The organism is Variovorax sp. AC103 (genome assembly GCF_979254005.1).
On record NZ_CEEDFC010000014.1, the window covers coordinates 20,152 to 36,827 of the forward strand.

Below are 16,676 nucleotides of genomic sequence, written 5' to 3' on the forward strand. Positions count from 1 at the left end.
AGGAGACTTGTCATGATCACCCCCCAGGAAGCGCTGCAGCGCACCATCGAACACCGCGAAGTCTTCCACGACGAGATGCTGCACATCGTGCGCCTCATAATGAGCGGCGAGTGCTCGCCCGTGATGATGGCCGCGCTGATCACCGGCCTGCGCGTGAAGAAGGAAACCATCGGCGAGATCACCGCCGCCGCGCAGGTGATGCGCGAGGTGTCGACCAAGGTACCCGTGAAGGACACCACGCACCTCGTGGACATCGTGGGCACCGGCGGCGACGGCTCGCACACCTTCAACATCTCGACCTGCTCGATGTTCGTCGCGGCCGCCGCGGGCGCCAAGGTGAGCAAGCACGGCGGGCGCAGCGTGTCGAGCAAGTCGGGCAGTGCCGACGTGCTCGAGTCGCTGGGCGTGAACATCAACCTGAAGCCCGAGCAGATCGCGCGCTCCATCGAGGAGTGCGGCATCGGCTTCATGTTCGCGCCGAACCACCATCCGGCCATGAAGAACGTGGCGCCGGTGCGCAAGGAGCTCGGCATCAAGACGATCTTCAACATCCTCGGGCCGCTGACCAATCCGGCCGGCGCGCCGAACATCCTGATGGGCGTGTTCCACCCCGACCTCGTGGGCATCCAGGTGCGCGCGCTGCAGCGGCTCGGCGCCGAGCATGCGGTGGTGGTGTACGGGCGCGACGGCATGGACGAGATCTCGCTCGGCGCCGCCACGATGGTGGGCGAGTTGAAGGACGGCGAGATCCGCGAATACGAACTGCACCCCGAGGACTTCGGCTTCCAGATGTCGAGCAACCGCGCGCTGCGCGTGGAGACGCCCGAGCAGTCGAAGACGATGCTGCTGGGGGTGCTCGACAATCAGCCGGGCCCCGCGCTCGACATCGTTTTGCTGAATGCCGGCGCTGCGCTGTATGCGGCGAACGTGGTCGACTCCATCGCCGCAGGTGTGGAGCGCTCGCGCAGCGCCATTGCGTCGGGCGCCGCAAAGGCCAAGCTGGCCGAGCTGGTCCAGGCCTCCACGACCGTCTGAGTCCCCAGTCACCCGAGAGAACACCGAAGTTATGTCCGACATCCTCGACAAGATCGTTGCCGTCAAGCGCCAGGAAGTGGCCGCGGCCTTGAAGCGCGCGCCGCTGGAAGCGGTTCGCTTCGACGCCGAAAGCCGCGTGCTGACGCGCGACTTCGAAGCCGCGCTGCGCGCCAAGATCGCCGCCGGCCACGCCGCGGTGATCGCCGAAGTCAAGAAGGCGAGTCCGAGCAAGGGCGTGCTGCGCGAAGACTTCATTCCGGCGGACATCGCTCAAAGCTACGCCGAAGGCGACGGCGCCATCAGCGCCGCCTGCCTCTCGGTGCTGACCGACAAGCAGTTCTTCCAGGGCGGCGTGGACTATCTGAAGCAGGCGCGCGCCTCGTGCGACCTGCCGGTGCTGCGCAAGGACTTCATCATCGATGCGTACCAGGTGTACGAATCGCGTGCGATGGGCGCCGATGCAATCCTGTTGATCGCCGCCTGCCTGGACGACGCGCAGATGAAGGACTACGAAGCCATTGCGCGCGGCCTGGGGATGGCGGTGCTCGTCGAGGTGCACGATGCGGCCGAACTCGATCGGGCGCTCAAGCTCAAGACGGCGCTGATCGGGGTCAACAACCGCAATTTGCGCAACTTCGAGGTGTCGATCCAGGCGACCATCGATCTGCTGCCCAGGCTGCCGGCCGACCGCCTGCCGGTGACCGAGTCGGGCATCGCCACGCGCGCAGACGTCGCTACGCTGCGCGCGGCGGGCGTCAATGCCTTCCTGGTCGGCGAGGCGTTCATGCGCGCCAAGGAACCCGGCGAGGCCCTCGCTGCGTTGTTCCAATGAGCCGGCCCGATCAGCTGTCGAGCAGCGACCCGGCGGACTGGCCAGTGGCGCCGGGCTGGCAGCCACTGGTCGATGACTTTTTCAGGGGTGTCGTGGGGCAGAAGCTGCAGGGCTTTTTGCGAGAGCGCCTCGATGCAGGCGCCGTGATTTTTCCGCCGCAGCCACTGCGCGCGCTGGAGCTGACGCCGCCCGACGATGTCCGGGTGGTGATCCTGGGGCAGGACCCGTATCACGGGCGCGGCCAGGCTGAAGGGCTGGCGTTCTCGGTGGCGAGCGGTGTGGCCCTGCCGCCGTCGCTGCGCAACATCTTCAAGGAACTCCAGCGCGACCTGGGCACGCCCCCGCCGCCGTTTCCCGATCCGGGCGGCAGCCTGGTGAAGTGGGCGACCCACGGCGTGCTGCTGCTCAACACCTGCCTGACGGTCGAAGAGGCGCAGCCGGCAAGCCATGCCGGCAAGGGCTGGGAGGTGCTGACGGACGCCGTCATCCGTCACGTTTCGGATGGCGCCAAACCTGTTGTTTTTATGCTATGGGGTGCTCATGCACAAAGTAAGCGTGCGTTGATTGACGTTGAGCGCCATAAGGTGCTGATGTCGAATCATCCGTCGCCGCTTTCCGCGTTGCGCCCGCCGGTTCCGTTCATCGGCTGCGGCCATTTCGGAGAAGCGCGTGCTTGGCGAGAGGCTCAGCGGCCGGAGGCCTGAACTTCGCTGATAATCGAAGGATTCGTCCTCGGGCAGATCTTCCGCATTGTTGTGATGCTGGGATTTCTGGGTAGTCACAAAACCGTGCTATATTTCGAGGTTCGCCGGAGAGGTGGCCGAGTGGTTAATGGCAGCAGACTGTAAATCTGCCCTCTAACGAGTACGCTGGTTCGAATCCAGCCCTCTCCACCAGCGATGAATTTGGTTTCTAAGAGCGATTGGATCTAGCGCTTTGGGTGCCTTGAAGTGCCCCCGATGCGGGAGTAGTTCAATGGTAGAACCCCAGCCTTCCAAGCTGATGACGCGGGTTCGATTCCCGTCTCCCGCTCCAGAGGCCCGGTTTGTTGTTGAGGCGATGTGAATTCGTAACTTTGTTACAAAAGCCCTTTTGGCTCAGTGGTAGAGCACTCCCTTGGTAAGGGAGAGGTCGCGGGTCCGATTCCCGCAAAGGGCACCAGTTTTGGGGGTTGCAGCGGCAGCTTTGCAACCCATCTGCATACGTTGAAAACGTTTTTTTCGGAGTCGAAAAATGGCAAAAGGTAAATTCACCCGCACCAAGCCTCACGTCAACGTGGGCACGATCGGTCACGTCGACCACGGCAAGACCACGCTGACGGCTGCGATCGCTACGGTGCTGTCGGCCAAGTTCGGCGGCGAAGCCAAGGCCTACGACCAGATCGACGCAGCGCCTGAAGAAAAGGCCCGCGGCATCACGATCAACACCGCGCACGTCGAGTACGAAACGGCCAACCGCCACTACGCACACGTCGACTGCCCCGGTCACGCCGACTATGTGAAGAACATGATCACGGGCGCCGCTCAGATGGACGGCGCGATCCTGGTGTGCTCGGCCGCCGACGGCCCGATGCCCCAGACGCGTGAGCACATCCTGCTGGCGCGCCAGGTGGGTGTGGGCTACATCATCGTTTTCCTGAACAAGTGCGACATGGTCGACGACGCCGAGCTGCTCGAACTCGTTGAAATGGAAGTGCGCGAGCTGCTCGACAAGTACGAGTTCCCTGGCGACGACACCCCCATCATTCACGGCTCGGCCAAGCTCGCCCTCGAAGGCGACAAGGGCAAGCTGGGCGAAGAAGCCATCATGAAGCTGGCCGACGCGCTGGACACCTACATCCCGACGCCAGAGCGCGCCGTGGACGGTGCCTTCCTGATGCCCGTCGAAGACGTGTTCTCGATCTCGGGTCGCGGCACCGTGGTGACCGGCGCCGTGGAGCGTGGCGTGATCAAGGTTGGTGAAGAAATCGAAATCGTGGGCATCCGCCCGACGGTCAAGACCACCTGCACCGGCGTGGAAATGTTCCGCAAGCTGCTGGACCAGGGTCAAGCTGGCGACAACGTGGGCGTGCTGCTGCGCGGCACCAAGCGCGAAGACGTCGAGCGCGGCCAAGTGCTGTGCAAGCCGGGTTCGATCAAGCCGCACACGCACTTCACCGCCGAGGTGTATGTGCTGTCGAAGGACGAAGGCGGCCGCCACACGCCGTTCTTCAACAACTATCGCCCGCAGTTCTACTTCCGTACGACGGACGTGACCGGTGCGATCGAGCTGCCCAAGGACAAGGAAATGGTCATGCCTGGCGACAACGTCAGCATCACCGTGAAGCTGATCAACCCGATCGCGATGGAAGAAGGCCTGCGCTTCGCCATCCGTGAAGGCGGCCGTACCGTGGGTTCGGGCGTTGTGGCCAAGATCCTCGACATCTAAGCCGAGCGTAAAGAGTACCGGAGGGGTATAGCTCAATTGGCAGAGCGTCGGTCTCCAAAACCGAAGGTTGTAGGTTCGATTCCTACTGCCCCTGCCACCTAGGTGGCACCCCGAAAAAAGCCCGTCGCGTCCCGACGGGCTTCGGCGTCTCAAGAGACGCATTGAATTGAAGGCTGAAAGGCCACAGGAAAACAGCCGAACATGGCCACTTCTCAAATCGAAACCGTGAGCACCGGTGCCGACAAGGCCAAACTGGCCGTGGCGGTCGTGTTGGCAGTGGGCGCCATCGTGGCGTTCTATCTGCTGTCGCGCCAGGGCTCGCTGGTGCAATGGGCTGCGCTGCTGGTCGGCCTGGCTGCCGCAGTGGCTGCCTTCGGCAGTTCGGAGAACGGCCGTCAGTTGTGGGCCTTCGGTCGCGATTCGTGGCGCGAGGTCAAGAAGGTTGTGTGGCCGACCCGCAAGGAAGCGATGCAAATGACGGCCTACGTGTTTGCCTTCGTGGCAATCATGTCCGTCTTCCTCTGGCTCACCGACAAGACGCTCGAATGGGTGTTTTTCGACCTCATTCTGGGCTGGAGAAAATAAGCAATGACCGACGACGCAGTTGAAACCACGCCGCAAGAGGACGTTCATCCTCTTCTGGCCCCCGCCGCCAACCCTGATCTGCGTTGGTATGTGGTGCATGCCTATTCGGGCATGGAAAAGGCCGTCGAGCGCAACATCATCGAGCGCATCAACCGCGCCGGCATGCAGGACAAGTTCGGTCGCATCCTGGTTCCGACCGAAGAAGTAGTCGAAATCAAGAACGGCCAGAAGCGCACCACCGAGCGTCGTTTCTTTCCTGGCTACGTGCTGGTCGAAATGATCATGGCCGACGAGAGCTGGCATCTTGTGAAGCACACCAACAAGGTGACGGGCTTCGTGGGCGGCGCCAAGAACCGTCCGGCACCGATCTCGCAGAAAGAGGTCGAGGACATCGTCAGCCAGATGCAGCAAGGCACCGAGAAGCCGCGTCACAAGGTCGAGTTCACCGTCGGCGAGTTCGTGCGTGTCAAGGAAGGTCCGTTCACCGACTTCAACGGCACCGTCGAAGACGTCAACTACGAGAAGAGCAAGGTCAGCGTGTCGGTCATGATTTTCGGCCGTGCGACACCTGTGGAGCTCGAGTTCAGCCAGGTCGAGAAGACCTGAGCCTCCGGGGCTGAAAGCCCCGCCCGTTTTTCGGTTGCGCGTTGTCCGACTCGGCGCGCGGCCTTGATCTCGAAGAGTCGTTCAACCCCGGGGAGCCGCGGCCGCAAGGCCAGGCGATATCACCCGCAAGGAGCAAAGCATGGCGAAAAAAATCGTCGGCTTCATCAAGCTGCAAGTCCCAGCTGGTAAGGCCAACCCGTCACCACCCATCGGTCCCGCACTGGGCCAGCGTGGTTTGAACATCATGGAGTTCTGCAAGGCGTTCAACGCGCAAACCCAAGGCGTCGAGCCGGGTCTGCCGCTGCCGGTGGTCATCACCGCGTTCGCTGACAAGAGCTTCACCTTCATCATCAAGACGCCCCCGGCGATCACCTTGATCAAGAAGGCCATCAAGCTGGACAAGGGCTCGGCCCGTCCGCACACCGACAAGGTCGGCAAGATCACGCGCGCTCAGCTCGAGGAAATTGCCAAGGCCAAGATGAAGGACCTGACTGCCGCCGACCTCGACGCAGCAGTTCGCACCATCGCCGGCTCTGCCCGTTCGATGGGCGTGAATGTGGAGGGCGTGTAAATGTCCAAGAGCACCAAGAAGCAAAAGTCGTTCGAAGGCAAGGTCGACAGCAACAAGCTGTACGCCCTCGTTGACGCCATCGGTCTCGTGAAAGAAGCCGCCACCGCCAAGTTCGATGAATCGATCGACGTGGCTGTGCAACTCGGCATCGATGCGAAGAAGTCCGACCAGGTCGTGCGTGGCGCCGTCGTGCTGCCCAACGGCACGGGCAAGACCAAGCGCGTGGCTGTGTTCGCCCAGGGCGCCAAGGCTGAAGAAGCCAAGGCCGCCGGCGCCGACATCGTCGGCATGGACGACCTGGCTGCCATGGTCAAGGCTGGCGACATGCCTTTCGACGTCGTGATCGCCGCACCGGATGCCATGCGCGTCGTCGGTACGCTGGGCCAGATCCTCGGCCCGCGCGGCCTGATGCCCAACCCCAAGGTTGGCACCGTGACCCCGGACGTCGCCACGGCCGTGAAGAACGCCAAGGCTGGCCAGGTCCAGTTCCGCGTCGACAAGGCCGGCATCATCCACGGCACGATCGGCCGTCGTTCGTTCGACACCGACAAGCTGCAAGGCAACCTCGCCGCGCTGATCGACGCTCTGGTCAAGGCCAAGCCGGCGACCAGCAAGGGCGTGTACCTGCGCAAGGTGGCTGTGTCGTCGACCATGGGTCTGGGTGTCCGCGTGGACACGCAAACCATCTCGGCGAGCTGAAGAGATTTGCCCGGCTCCGGAAGGAGCAGGGCGGATGTGGTGGGTCGCGGCAGCCTCGGTTGCCGTGAGCCATCCAAGACCGCTGGTGTGCAGGGCGCTGCACTTAATCGCCGGATCGATCCTTCCGGTATCCAGCGCAGATGGCGACCCCGCTGCAAGGAATTTGATTTTTGTTCCGAAACAGTTGGTCGCTGCATGAAGCGCGATCCGAGGCTCCTGCCGAAGATCGCATTAAAAGGAGTAGACCTTGAGTCTGAATCGCAGTGAGAAAGAAGCGGTCATCAGTGATGTGACCAGCCTCGCCGCTAAAGCTCAAACGCTCGTGATGGCGGAATACCGTGGCATCACGGTTGCCGATATGACCAAACTGCGCAGCGAAGCTCGCAGCAAGGGTGTGACCCTCAGCGTGTTGAAGAACACGCTGGCACGCCGTGCTGTTGCTGGTAGCGCATTCGAAGTCGTCGGTGACCAGATGACCGGTCCGCTGATCTACGGCTTTTCCGAAGACGCAGTGGCCGCCGCCAAGGTGGTGGCCGACTTCGCGAAGACCAACGACAAGTTGGTGATTCGCGGTGGCGCGTTTGGCGGCAAGGCCCTGGACGTCAACGGCGTGAAGCAACTGGCCAACATCCCTTCCAAGGAAGTGCTGCTGGCGCAATTGCTGGGCTTGATGCAATCCCCGATCTCTCGTACCGCCCGCGTGCTCGCGGCGCTGGCCGAGAAGCGCGGTGGTGGCGAAGCTGCACCCGCTGCCGATGCACCGGCAGAAGCGCAGGCTGCATAAGCCTGCGTCTGAAATATTCAACCCAATTGTTAGGAAACAAAAATGGCATTCGATAAAGACGCATTTCTGACCGCGCTCGACAGCATGACGGTCCTGGAACTCAACGACCTGGTGAAAGCCATCGAAGAGAAGTTCGGCGTGAGCGCCGCTGCAATGGCCGCTCCGGCCGGCGCTGGTGGCGGTGCCGCTGCTGCCGCAGTGGAAGAACAGACCGAATTCAACGTCGTGCTGACCGAAGTCGGCGCGAACAAGGTTTCGGTCATCAAGGCCGTGCGCGAAATCACGGGCCTGGGCCTCAAGGAAGCCAAGGACCTGGTGGAAGCCGCTCCCAAGGCTGTCAAGGAAGCCCTGTCCAAGGCTGACGCTGAAGCTGCAAAGAAGAAGCTGGAAGAAGCCGGCGCCAAGGTGGAACTGAAGTAATTCAGACCCCCTAGAGGGCTGGAGGTGCCTGAAAAGGCCCTCCAGCCTTTGCCGCTTTCAGAGCGCACCCAAAAGCCGGCTCGTTGCCGGTTTTCCCGGAGACCTTCAGGTCGACGGAAAAGCCAAAAACGAGACGCTTTTTGAGTGTCTTCTGACCCCGACTGCAGAAGACCCCTTGGTTCGGGCGATGTGCAACGCATCGCTGTCCGCCAACGGCTGGTAGTGGCCAGCCGCCAAGCATCAGTGCCTAGGCACTGTTGACAAGTCGCTGAAGATCTCAAGCTCCGGAGCTCTCATGGCCCAATCGTCCGCGTACAGTTACACCGAACGCAAGCGCATCCGAAAAAGTTTCGGTAATCGCGACAGCGTCGTCGAAATTCCCTACCTGCTGCAGATGCAGAAAGACGCGTACACCGCGTTCCTGCAAGCCGGCATCGCCCCCAAACAGCGCACCGTCGAAGGCCTGCAGGCCGCGTTCGACGCCGCCTTCCCGATCGTCTCGCACAACGGTTTCGTCGAGATGAAGTTCCTCGAGTACAACCTGGCGAAGCCTGCGTTCGACGTGCGCGAGTGCCAGACCCGCGGTCTGACCTTCGCCTCGGCCGTGCGCGCCAAGGTGCAGCTCATCATCTATGACCGCGAGTCCTCGACCTCGCAGTCGAAGGTGGTCAAGGAAGTGAAGGAACAAGAGGTCTACATGGGCGAAGTGCCGCTCATGACCGAAAAGGGTTCGTTCATCATCAACGGCACGGAACGCGTGATCGTTTCGCAGCTGCACCGTTCGCCGGGCGTGTTCTTCGAACACGACAAGGGCAAGACGCACAGCTCGGGCAAGCTGCTGTTCTCGGCCCGCGTGATTCCCTACCGCGGTTCGTGGCTCGACTTCGAGTTCGACCCGAAGGACATGCTGTACTTCCGCGTGGACCGTCGCCGCAAGATGCCGGTCACGATCCTGCTGAAGGCCATCGGCCTGAACCCGGAATCGATCCTCGCGAACTTCTTCGTGAACGACAACTTCCGCCTGATGGACAGCGGCGCGCAGATGGAGTTCGTCGCCGAACGCCTGCGCGGCGAAGTCGCGCGCTTCGACATCACCGACAAGTCGGGCAAGGTCGTGGTCGCCAAGGACAAGCGCGTCACCGCGCGCCACACGCGCGAACTCGAGCAGGGCGGCACCACGCACATCAGCGTGCCGGAAGACTTCCTGATCGGTCGCGTCATTGCCCGCAACATCGTCGATGCCGACTCGGGTGAAATCCTGTCGAAGGCCAACGACGAACTCACCGAAGCGCTGCTGAAGAAGCTGCGCACCTCGGGCGTGCAGGACATCCAGGTCATCTACACGAACGAACTGGACCAGGGCGCGTACATCTCGCAAACGCTGCGCATCGACGAAACCGTCGATGAGTTCGCCGCGCGCGTGGCCATCTACCGCATGATGCGCCCCGGCGAGCCGCCGACCGAGGACGCTGTGCAGGCACTGTTCCAGCGCCTGTTCTACAACCCGGACACGTACGACCTGTCGCGCGTGGGCCGCATGAAGTTCAACGCCAAGGTCGGCCGCGACGAATCGACCGGCCCGATGGTGCTGACCAACGAAGACATCCTGGCCGTGGTCAAGATCCTCGTGGACCTGCGCAACGGCAACGGCGAAGTCGACGACATCGACCACCTGGGCAACCGCCGCGTGCGCTGCGTGGGCGAACTGGCCGAAAACCAGTACCGCACCGGCCTGGCACGTATTGAAAAGGCCGTGAAGGAACGTCTGGGTCAAGCGGAGCAAGAGCCGCTGATGCCGCACGACCTGATCAACAGCAAGCCGATCTCGGCCGCGCTGAAGGAATTCTTCGGCGCCTCGCAGCTGTCGCAGTTCATGGACCAGACGAACCCGCTGTCCGAAATCACCCACAAGCGCCGCGTGTCGGCCCTTGGCCCGGGTGGTCTGACGCGTGAACGTGCAGGCTTCGAAGTGCGCGACGTGCACGTGACCCATTACGGCCGCGTGTGCCCGATCGAAACGCCCGAAGGCCCGAACATCGGCCTGATCAATTCGCTGGCCCTGTACGCCCGCCTGAACGAGTACGGCTTCATCGAGACGCCGTACCGGCGCGTGGTCGACAGCAAGGTCACGATGGAAATCGACTACCTGTCGGCCATCGAGGAAGGCAAGTACGTCATCGCCCAGGCCAACGCGGCCCTGGACAAGGACGGCGTGCTGACCGGTGACCTGGTCTCCGCGCGTGAAGCCGGCGAATCGATCCTGGTCGGTGCCGAACGCATCCAGTACATGGACGTGTCGCCCGCGCAGATCGTGTCGGTGGCCGCATCGCTCGTGCCGTTCCTGGAGCACGACGACGCGAACCGCGCGTTGATGGGCGCCAACATGCAGCGTCAGGCCGTGCCTGTGCTGCGCCCCGAGAAGCCGATGGTCGGTACCGGTATCGAGCGCGTCTCCGCGGTCGACTCGGGCACCGTGGTCACGGCCACCCGCGGCGGTATCGTCGACTACGTCGATGCGACCCGTGTCGTGGTGCGCGTGAACGACGCCGAAGCGGCTGCCGGTGAAGTCGGTGTGGACATCTACAACCTGATCAAGTATCAGCGTTCGAACCAGAACACCAACATCCATCAGCGTCCCATCGTGAAGCGCGGCGACAAGATCGCCAAGGGCGACGTGGTGGCCGACGGTGCGTCGACCGACCTCGGCGAACTGGCCCTCGGCCAGAACATGCTGATCGCGTTCATGCCGTGGAACGGCTACAACTTCGAAGACTCGATCCTGATCTCCGAACGCGTCGTGGCCGAAGACCGCTACACCTCGATCCACATCGAGGAACTGGTGGTGATGGCGCGCGACACGAAGCTGGGCGCCGAAGAAATCACGCGCGACATCCCGAACCTGGCCGAGCAGCAGCTCAACCGCCTCGACGAATCCGGCATCATTTATGTCGGCGCCGAAGTGCAGCCGGGCGACACGCTGGTGGGCAAGGTCACGCCGAAGGGCGAGACCACGCTGACGCCGGAAGAGAAGCTGCTTCGCGCCATCTTCGGCGAGAAGGCTTCCGACGTGAAGGACACCTCGCTGCGCGTGGACCAGGGCTCGCAAGGCACCGTGATCGACGTGCAGGTGTTCACCCGTGAAGGCATCACGCGCGACAAGCGCGCCCAGCAGATCATCGACGACGAGCTCAAGCGCTTCCGCCTCGACTTGAACGACCAGCTGCGCATCGTCGAAGCCGACGCGTTCGACCGTATCGAGAAGCTGCTGACCGGCAAGGTCGCCAACGGCGGCCCGAACAAGCTGGCCAAGGGCACCAAGCTCGACAAGGCCTACCTGTCGTCGGTCGAGAAGTTCCACTGGTTCGACATCCGCCCGGCGGAAGACGAAGTGGCCACGCAACTCGAGTCGATCAAGAATTCGCTGGAGCAGACGCGCCACAGCTTCGACCTCGCGTTCGAGGAAAAGCGCAAGAAGCTCACGCAGGGCGACGAGCTGCCCGCGGGCGTGCTGAAGATGGTCAAGGTCTACCTGGCCGTCAAGCGCCGCCTGCAACCCGGCGACAAGATGGCCGGGCGTCACGGCAACAAGGGTGTGGTGTCCAAGATCGTTCCGGTCGAGGACATGCCCCACATGGCCGACGGCACGCCGTGCGACATCTGCCTGAACCCGCTGGGCGTGCCTTCGCGGATGAACGTGGGCCAGGTGCTCGAAGTTCACTTGGGCTGGGCCGGCAAGGGCATCGGCCAGCGCATCGGCGACATGCTGCAGCAGGAGGCCAAGGTGGCCGAGCTGCGCAAGTTCATGGAGCAGCTGTACAACGGCTCTGGCCGCCAGGAGAACATCGGTTCGCTGAGCGACACCGAGCTGCTCGAGATGGCAGCCAACCTGCAGAACGGCGCGACCTTCGCGACGCCCGTGTTCGACGGCGCCTCGGAAGATGAAATCCGCGGCATGCTGAAGCTGGCGTACCCGGACGACATCGCCAAGCTCAAGGGCCTGACCGATACGCGCACGCAGGCGTACCTGTACGACGGGCGCAGCGGCGACCAGTTCGACCGTCCGGTCACCGTCGGCTACATGCACTTCTTGAAGCTGCACCACTTGGTGGACGACAAGATGCACGCACGCTCGACCGGTCCGTACTCGCTGGTCACGCAGCAGCCCCTGGGCGGCAAGGCGCAGTTCGGCGGCCAGCGTTTCGGGGAAATGGAAGTGTGGGCGCTGGAAGCCTACGGCGCCGCCTACGTCCTGCAGGAAATGCTGACGGTGAAATCCGACGACGTGGTGGGCCGTACCAAGGTGTACGAGAGCATCGTCAAGGGCGAACACTCCATCGAAGCCGGCATGCCGGAATCGTTCAATGTGCTGGTCAAGGAAATCCGTTCCCTGGGCCTGGACATCGAACTCGAACGTTCATAAGCAACAAGGAAAGAGTCACATGAAGTCATTACTCGACCTGTTCAAGCAATTCACGCCCGACGAGCATTTCGATGCCATCAAGATCGGCATGGCGTCGCCCGAGAAGATCCGTTCGTGGTCTTTCGGCGAAGTGAAGAAGCCCGAGACGATCAACTACCGCACCTTCAAGCCCGAGCGCGACGGCCTGTTCTGCGCCAAGATCTTCGGCCCCATCAAGGACTACGAGTGCCTGTGCGGCAAGTACAAGCGCCTGAAGCACCGCGGCGTGATCTGCGAGAAGTGCGGCGTTGAAGTCACGCAGACCAAGGTGCGTCGCGAGCGCATGGGTCACATCGACCTGGCCGCGCCCTGTGCCCACATCTGGTTCCTGAAGTCGCTGCCGTCGCGTCTGGGCCTCGTGCTCGACATGACGCTGCGCGACATCGAACGCGTGCTGTACTTCGAAGCCTACGTGATCACCGACCCCGGCATGACCCCGCTGAAGAAGTTCGGCATCATGTCCGAGGACGACTACGACGCGAAGCGCAAGGAATTCGGCGACGAGTTCGTTGCCAAGATGGGCGCCGAAGGCATCCGCGACCTGCTCGAAGGCATCGAACTCGACAGCGAGATCGAACGCCTGCGCGGCGACCTGACCGGCTCCGAAGTCAAGGTCAAGAAGAACTCCAAGCGCCTGAAGGTGCTGGAAGCCTTCCGCAAGTCGGGCATCAAGCCCCAGTGGATGGTGCTCGAAGTGCTGCCCGTGCTGCCGCCGGACCTGCGTCCGCTGGTGCCGCTGGACGGTGGCCGCTTCGCGACCTCCGACCTGAACGACCTGTACCGCCGCGTCATCAACCGCAATTCGCGTCTGCGCCGCCTGCTGGAGCTGAAGGCTCCGGAGATCATCGCGCGCAACGAAAAGCGGATGCTGCAAGAAGCGGTCGACTCGCTGCTGGACAACGGCCGTCGCGGCAAGGCCATGACGGGCGCCAACAAGCGCGCGCTCAAGTCGCTGGCCGACATGATCAAGGGCAAGAGCGGCCGCTTCCGCCAGAATCTGCTGGGCAAGCGCGTCGACTACTCGGGCCGTTCGGTCATCGTGGTGGGCCCGACGCTCAAGCTGCACCAGTGCGGCCTGCCGAAGCTGATGGCGCTCGAGCTGTTCAAGCCTTTCATCTTCTCGCGCCTCGAAGCCATGGGCATCGCGACCACGATCAAGGCTGCCAAGAAGGAAGTCGAGTCGGGCACGCCTGTGGTCTGGGACATCCTGGAAGAGGTCATCAAGGAGCACCCGGTCATGCTGAACCGGGCTCCCACGCTGCACCGCCTGGGCATCCAGGCCTTCGAACCCATCCTGATCGAAGGCAAGGCCATCCAGCTGCACCCGCTCGTCTGCGCGGCATTCAACGCCGACTTCGACGGCGACCAGATGGCCGTTCACGTGCCGCTGTCGGTGGAAGCGCAAATGGAAGCCCGCACGCTGATGCTGGCCTCCAACAACGTGCTGTTCCCGGCTTCGGGCGAACCGTCGATCGTTCCTTCGCAGGACGTGGTGCTGGGTCTGTACTACACGACCCGCGACCGCATCAACGGCAAGGGCGAGGGCCTGATCTTCTCCGACATCGGTGAAGTGCAGCGCGCGCTGGACGCCAACGAAGTCGAGCTCACCGCCAAGGTGGCAGTGCGGATCACGGAGTACACCAAGGACAAGGAAACCGGCGTCTTCACGCCGTCGACCTCGCTCGTGGACACGACCGTGGGCCGTGCCCTGCTGTCCGAGATCCTGCCCAAGGGCCTGCCGTTCTCGAACATCAACAAGGCGCTGAAGAAGAAGGAAATCTCCAAGCTCATCAACGTCTCGTTCCGCAAGTGCGGCCTGAAAGAGACCGTGGTGTTCGCCGACAAGCTGCTGCAGAACGGCTTCCGCCTGGCAACCAAGGCCGGCATCTCGATCGCCATCGACGACATGCTGGTGCCCGCTGAAAAGCACGGCATCATCGAGCGCTCGGCCAAGGAAGTGAAGGAGATCGAGCAGCAGTACGTGTCCGGTCTGGTGACCTCCGGCGAACGCTACAACAAGGTGGTGGACATCTGGGGCAAGGCCGGCGACGAAGTGTCGAAGGTCATGATGGCCAAGCTCTCCAAGGAGCGCGTCGTCGATCGCCACGGCAAGGACGTCGAGCAGGAGTCGTTCAACTCCATCTACATGATGGCCGACTCCGGCGCCCGCGGTTCCGCGGCCCAGATTCGCCAGGTGGCCGGCATGCGGGGCCTGATGGCCAAGCCGGACGGCTCGATCATCGAGACGCCCATTACCGCGAACTTCCGCGAAGGCCTGAACGTGCTGGAGTACTTCATCTCCACCCACGGTGCCCGAAAGGGTCTGGCCGACACGGCGCTGAAGACGGCGAACTCGGGTTACCTGACCCGCCGTCTGGTCGACGTGACGCAGGACTTGGTCGTGACCGAGCAGGACTGCGGCACGCACGGCGGCTACCTGATGCGCGCCATCGTCGAAGGCGGTGAAGTGATCGAATCGCTGCGCGACCGTATCCTGGGCCGTTCGGCCGCGGACGACGTGCTGCACCCGGAAAACCGTTCGGTGCTGCTGAAGGCCGGCGAGATGTTCGACGAAGACAACATCGAAGTCCTGGAAGCCCAGGGCGTCGACGAAGTCAAGGTCCGCACCGCGCTGACCTGCGAAACCCGCTTCGGCATCTGTGCGACCTGCTACGGGCGCGACCTGGGCCGCGGCGGCCTGATCAACATCGGCGAAGCCGTCGGTGTGATCGCTGCCCAGTCCATCGGCGAACCCGGCACGCAGCTGACGATGCGTACCTTCCACATCGGCGGTGCCGCTTCGCGCGCTGCCATCGCTTCGAGCGTGGAAGCCAAGTCGAACGGCTCGATCGGCTTCAACGCCACGATGCGCTACGTGACCAACAGCAAGAGCGACCTGGTCGTGATCTCGCGTTCGGGCGAGATCGTCATTCATGACGAGCACGGCCGTGAGCGCGAACGCCACAAGGTGCCGTACGGCGCGATCCTGACCGTCAAGGCCGACCAGCAGATCAAGGCCGGCCACGTGCTCGCCAACTGGGATCCGCTGACCCGCCCGATCATTACCGAGTTCGCCGGCAAGGCGCAGTTCGAGAACGTCGAGGAAGGCCTCACGGTCGCCAAGCAGGTGGACGAAGTGACCGGTCTGTCGACCCTGGTCGTGATCGACCCGAAGCGCCGCGGCGCCGCCAAGGTCGTGCGTCCTCAGGTGAAGCTCATCGACGCCTCCGGCGCCGAAGTGAAGATCCCGGGCACCGACCACTCGGTGACGATCGGCTTCCCGATCGGCTCGCTGGTGCAGATCCGCGACGGCCAGGACGTGGGCCCCGGCGAAGTGCTGGCGCGCATTCCGGTCGAAGGCCAGAAGACGCGCGACATCACCGGCGGTCTGCCGCGTGTGGCCGAGCTGTTCGAAGCCCGTTCGCCGAAGGACAAGGGCATGCTGGCCGAAATGACCGGTACCGTGTCGTTCGGCAAGGAGACCAAGGGCAAGATTCGCCTGCAGATCACCGATCCCGAAGGCGGCGTGTACGAAGACCTCGTGCCGAAGGAAAAGAACATCCTGGTGCACGAAGGCCAGGTGGTGAACAAGGGCGAAAGCGTGGTCGACGGCCCGGCGGATCCGCAGGACATCCTGCGCCTGCTGGGTTCGGAAGAACTCGCGCGCTACATCGTGGACGAAGTGCAGGACGTGTACCGCTTGCAGGGTGTGAAGATCAACGACAAGCACATCGAGGTGATCGTTCGCCAGATGCTGCGCCGCGTCGTGGTCGACAACATCGGCGAGACGAACTACATCTCCGGCGAACAGGTCGAACGCAGCGAAATGCTCAACACCAACGACGCCCTGCGCGCCGAAGGCAAGATCCCCGCGACGTTCACCAACCTGCTGCTGGGTATCACGAAGGCCTCGCTGTCGACCGACTCGTTCATCTCGGCGGCTTCGTTCCAGGAAACGACGCGCGTGCTGACCGAAGCGGCCATCATGGGCAAGCGCGACGAACTGCGCGGTCTGAAGGAAAACGTGATCGTCGGCCGCCTGATTCCTGCAGGCACCGGCATGGCGTACCACCAGGCACGCAAGGTCAAGGACGCCATGGACGAAGCCGAGCGCCGCGCCATTGCCGAGTCGGAGGCCGCCGACATGGCTGCCTCCAACGAGAGCAGCGATGCAGCCGCCACGGTCAGCGCCAGCGAAGGCGCAGCGACCGAATAACTGGTTAGCATCACCGGCCATGACCGGTACCCCACGCCCCCC

Annotated in this window: 12 protein-coding genes and 4 tRNA genes; all 16 read left to right on the top strand. The window is 63.0% G+C overall.

Going from position 1 to position 16,676, the window contains the following annotated elements:
* Positions 1-12: 12 nt before the first annotated feature.
* A complete protein-coding gene (gene trpD / locus AC0IYU_RS20330; protein ID WP_472120483.1) occupies positions 13-1,035 on the top strand; it encodes an anthranilate phosphoribosyltransferase in 1,023 nt (340 codons plus the stop codon).
* Between the two features lie 31 nt (positions 1,036-1,066).
* On the top strand, positions 1,067-1,867 hold the full coding sequence (trpC, locus tag AC0IYU_RS20335) for an indole-3-glycerol phosphate synthase TrpC (protein WP_472120485.1): 801 nt from the start codon (positions 1,067-1,069) through the stop codon (positions 1,865-1,867).
* Positions 1,864-2,571 carry a uracil-DNA glycosylase gene (locus tag AC0IYU_RS20340; protein ID WP_472120487.1) on the top strand — a complete coding sequence of 236 codons (708 nt, stop codon included), beginning with the start codon at positions 1,864-1,866 and terminating at the stop codon, positions 2,569-2,571. Before trpC ends, AC0IYU_RS20340 begins: the two co-directional genes overlap by 4 nt.
* A 106-nt stretch (positions 2,572-2,677) precedes the next feature.
* A tRNA-Tyr gene (locus AC0IYU_RS20345) sits at positions 2,678-2,763 on the top strand.
* Between the two features lie 65 nt (positions 2,764-2,828).
* A tRNA-Gly gene (locus tag AC0IYU_RS20350) sits at positions 2,829-2,902 on the top strand.
* Between the two features lie 51 nt (positions 2,903-2,953).
* Positions 2,954-3,028 (top strand) — tRNA-Thr (locus tag AC0IYU_RS20355).
* A 72-nt stretch (positions 3,029-3,100) separates the two neighbouring features.
* On the top strand, positions 3,101-4,294 hold the full coding sequence (gene tuf / locus AC0IYU_RS20360) for an elongation factor Tu (RefSeq protein WP_472120489.1): 1,194 nt from the start codon (positions 3,101-3,103) through the stop codon (positions 4,292-4,294).
* A gap of 21 nt (positions 4,295-4,315) precedes the next feature.
* Positions 4,316-4,391 (top strand) — tRNA-Trp (locus AC0IYU_RS20365).
* Between the two features lie 104 nt (positions 4,392-4,495).
* Positions 4,496-4,879, top strand: a complete 384-nt coding sequence (gene secE, locus AC0IYU_RS20370) for a preprotein translocase subunit SecE (RefSeq protein WP_093057178.1) — start codon at positions 4,496-4,498, stop codon at positions 4,877-4,879.
* A gap of 3 nt (positions 4,880-4,882) precedes the next feature.
* Positions 4,883-5,485 (top strand): transcription termination/antitermination protein NusG, encoded by a 603-nt coding sequence (gene nusG / locus AC0IYU_RS20375; RefSeq protein ID WP_472120491.1) that lies wholly within the window; start codon positions 4,883-4,885, stop codon positions 5,483-5,485.
* Between the two features lie 139 nt (positions 5,486-5,624).
* Complete coding sequence (gene rplK / locus AC0IYU_RS20380; RefSeq protein ID WP_056584627.1) at positions 5,625-6,056, top strand: 50S ribosomal protein L11; 432 nt, start codon at positions 5,625-5,627, stop codon at positions 6,054-6,056.
* Entirely contained in the window at positions 6,057-6,755 is a 699-nt protein-coding gene (rplA, locus tag AC0IYU_RS20385) for a 50S ribosomal protein L1 (RefSeq protein WP_435437825.1), read from the top strand.
* A gap of 247 nt (positions 6,756-7,002) precedes the next feature.
* Positions 7,003-7,539, top strand: a complete 537-nt coding sequence (rplJ, locus tag AC0IYU_RS20390; protein ID WP_093243510.1) for a 50S ribosomal protein L10 — start codon at positions 7,003-7,005, stop codon at positions 7,537-7,539.
* 42 nt (positions 7,540-7,581) lie between these two features.
* Positions 7,582-7,959, top strand: coding sequence for a 50S ribosomal protein L7/L12 (gene rplL / locus AC0IYU_RS20395; RefSeq protein ID WP_435437826.1), 378 nt, complete (start codon positions 7,582-7,584; stop codon positions 7,957-7,959).
* 295 nt (positions 7,960-8,254) lie between these two features.
* On the top strand, positions 8,255-12,379 hold the full coding sequence (rpoB, locus tag AC0IYU_RS20400; protein WP_472120493.1) for a DNA-directed RNA polymerase subunit beta: 4,125 nt from the start codon (positions 8,255-8,257) through the stop codon (positions 12,377-12,379).
* A gap of 19 nt (positions 12,380-12,398) precedes the next feature.
* Positions 12,399-16,634 carry a DNA-directed RNA polymerase subunit beta' gene (rpoC, locus tag AC0IYU_RS20405; RefSeq protein WP_472120495.1) on the top strand — a complete coding sequence of 1,412 codons (4,236 nt, stop codon included), beginning with the start codon at positions 12,399-12,401 and terminating at the stop codon, positions 16,632-16,634.
* The last annotated feature ends 42 nt before the right edge of the window (positions 16,635-16,676 follow it).

Excerpts from the sequence above, each read along its gene's own strand:
- trpD (WP_472120483.1), top strand. The coding sequence starts at position 13 with ATGATCACCCCCCAGGAAGCGCTGCAGCGCACCATCGAACACCGCGAA.
- trpC (WP_472120485.1), top strand. The coding sequence starts at position 1,067 with ATGTCCGACATCCTCGACAAGATCGTTGCCGTCAAGCGCCAGGAAGTG.
- AC0IYU_RS20340 (WP_472120487.1), top strand. The coding sequence starts at position 1,864 with ATGAGCCGGCCCGATCAGCTGTCGAGCAGCGACCCGGCGGACTGGCCA.
- tuf (WP_472120489.1), top strand. The coding sequence starts at position 3,101 with ATGGCAAAAGGTAAATTCACCCGCACCAAGCCTCACGTCAACGTGGGC.
- secE (WP_093057178.1), top strand. The coding sequence starts at position 4,496 with ATGGCCACTTCTCAAATCGAAACCGTGAGCACCGGTGCCGACAAGGCC.
- nusG (WP_472120491.1), top strand. The coding sequence starts at position 4,883 with ATGACCGACGACGCAGTTGAAACCACGCCGCAAGAGGACGTTCATCCT.
- rplK (WP_056584627.1), top strand. The coding sequence starts at position 5,625 with ATGGCGAAAAAAATCGTCGGCTTCATCAAGCTGCAAGTCCCAGCTGGT.
- rplA (WP_435437825.1), top strand. The coding sequence starts at position 6,057 with ATGTCCAAGAGCACCAAGAAGCAAAAGTCGTTCGAAGGCAAGGTCGAC.
- rplL (WP_435437826.1), top strand. The coding sequence starts at position 7,582 with ATGGCATTCGATAAAGACGCATTTCTGACCGCGCTCGACAGCATGACG.
- rpoB (WP_472120493.1), top strand. The coding sequence starts at position 8,255 with ATGGCCCAATCGTCCGCGTACAGTTACACCGAACGCAAGCGCATCCGA.
- rpoC (WP_472120495.1), top strand. The coding sequence starts at position 12,399 with ATGAAGTCATTACTCGACCTGTTCAAGCAATTCACGCCCGACGAGCAT.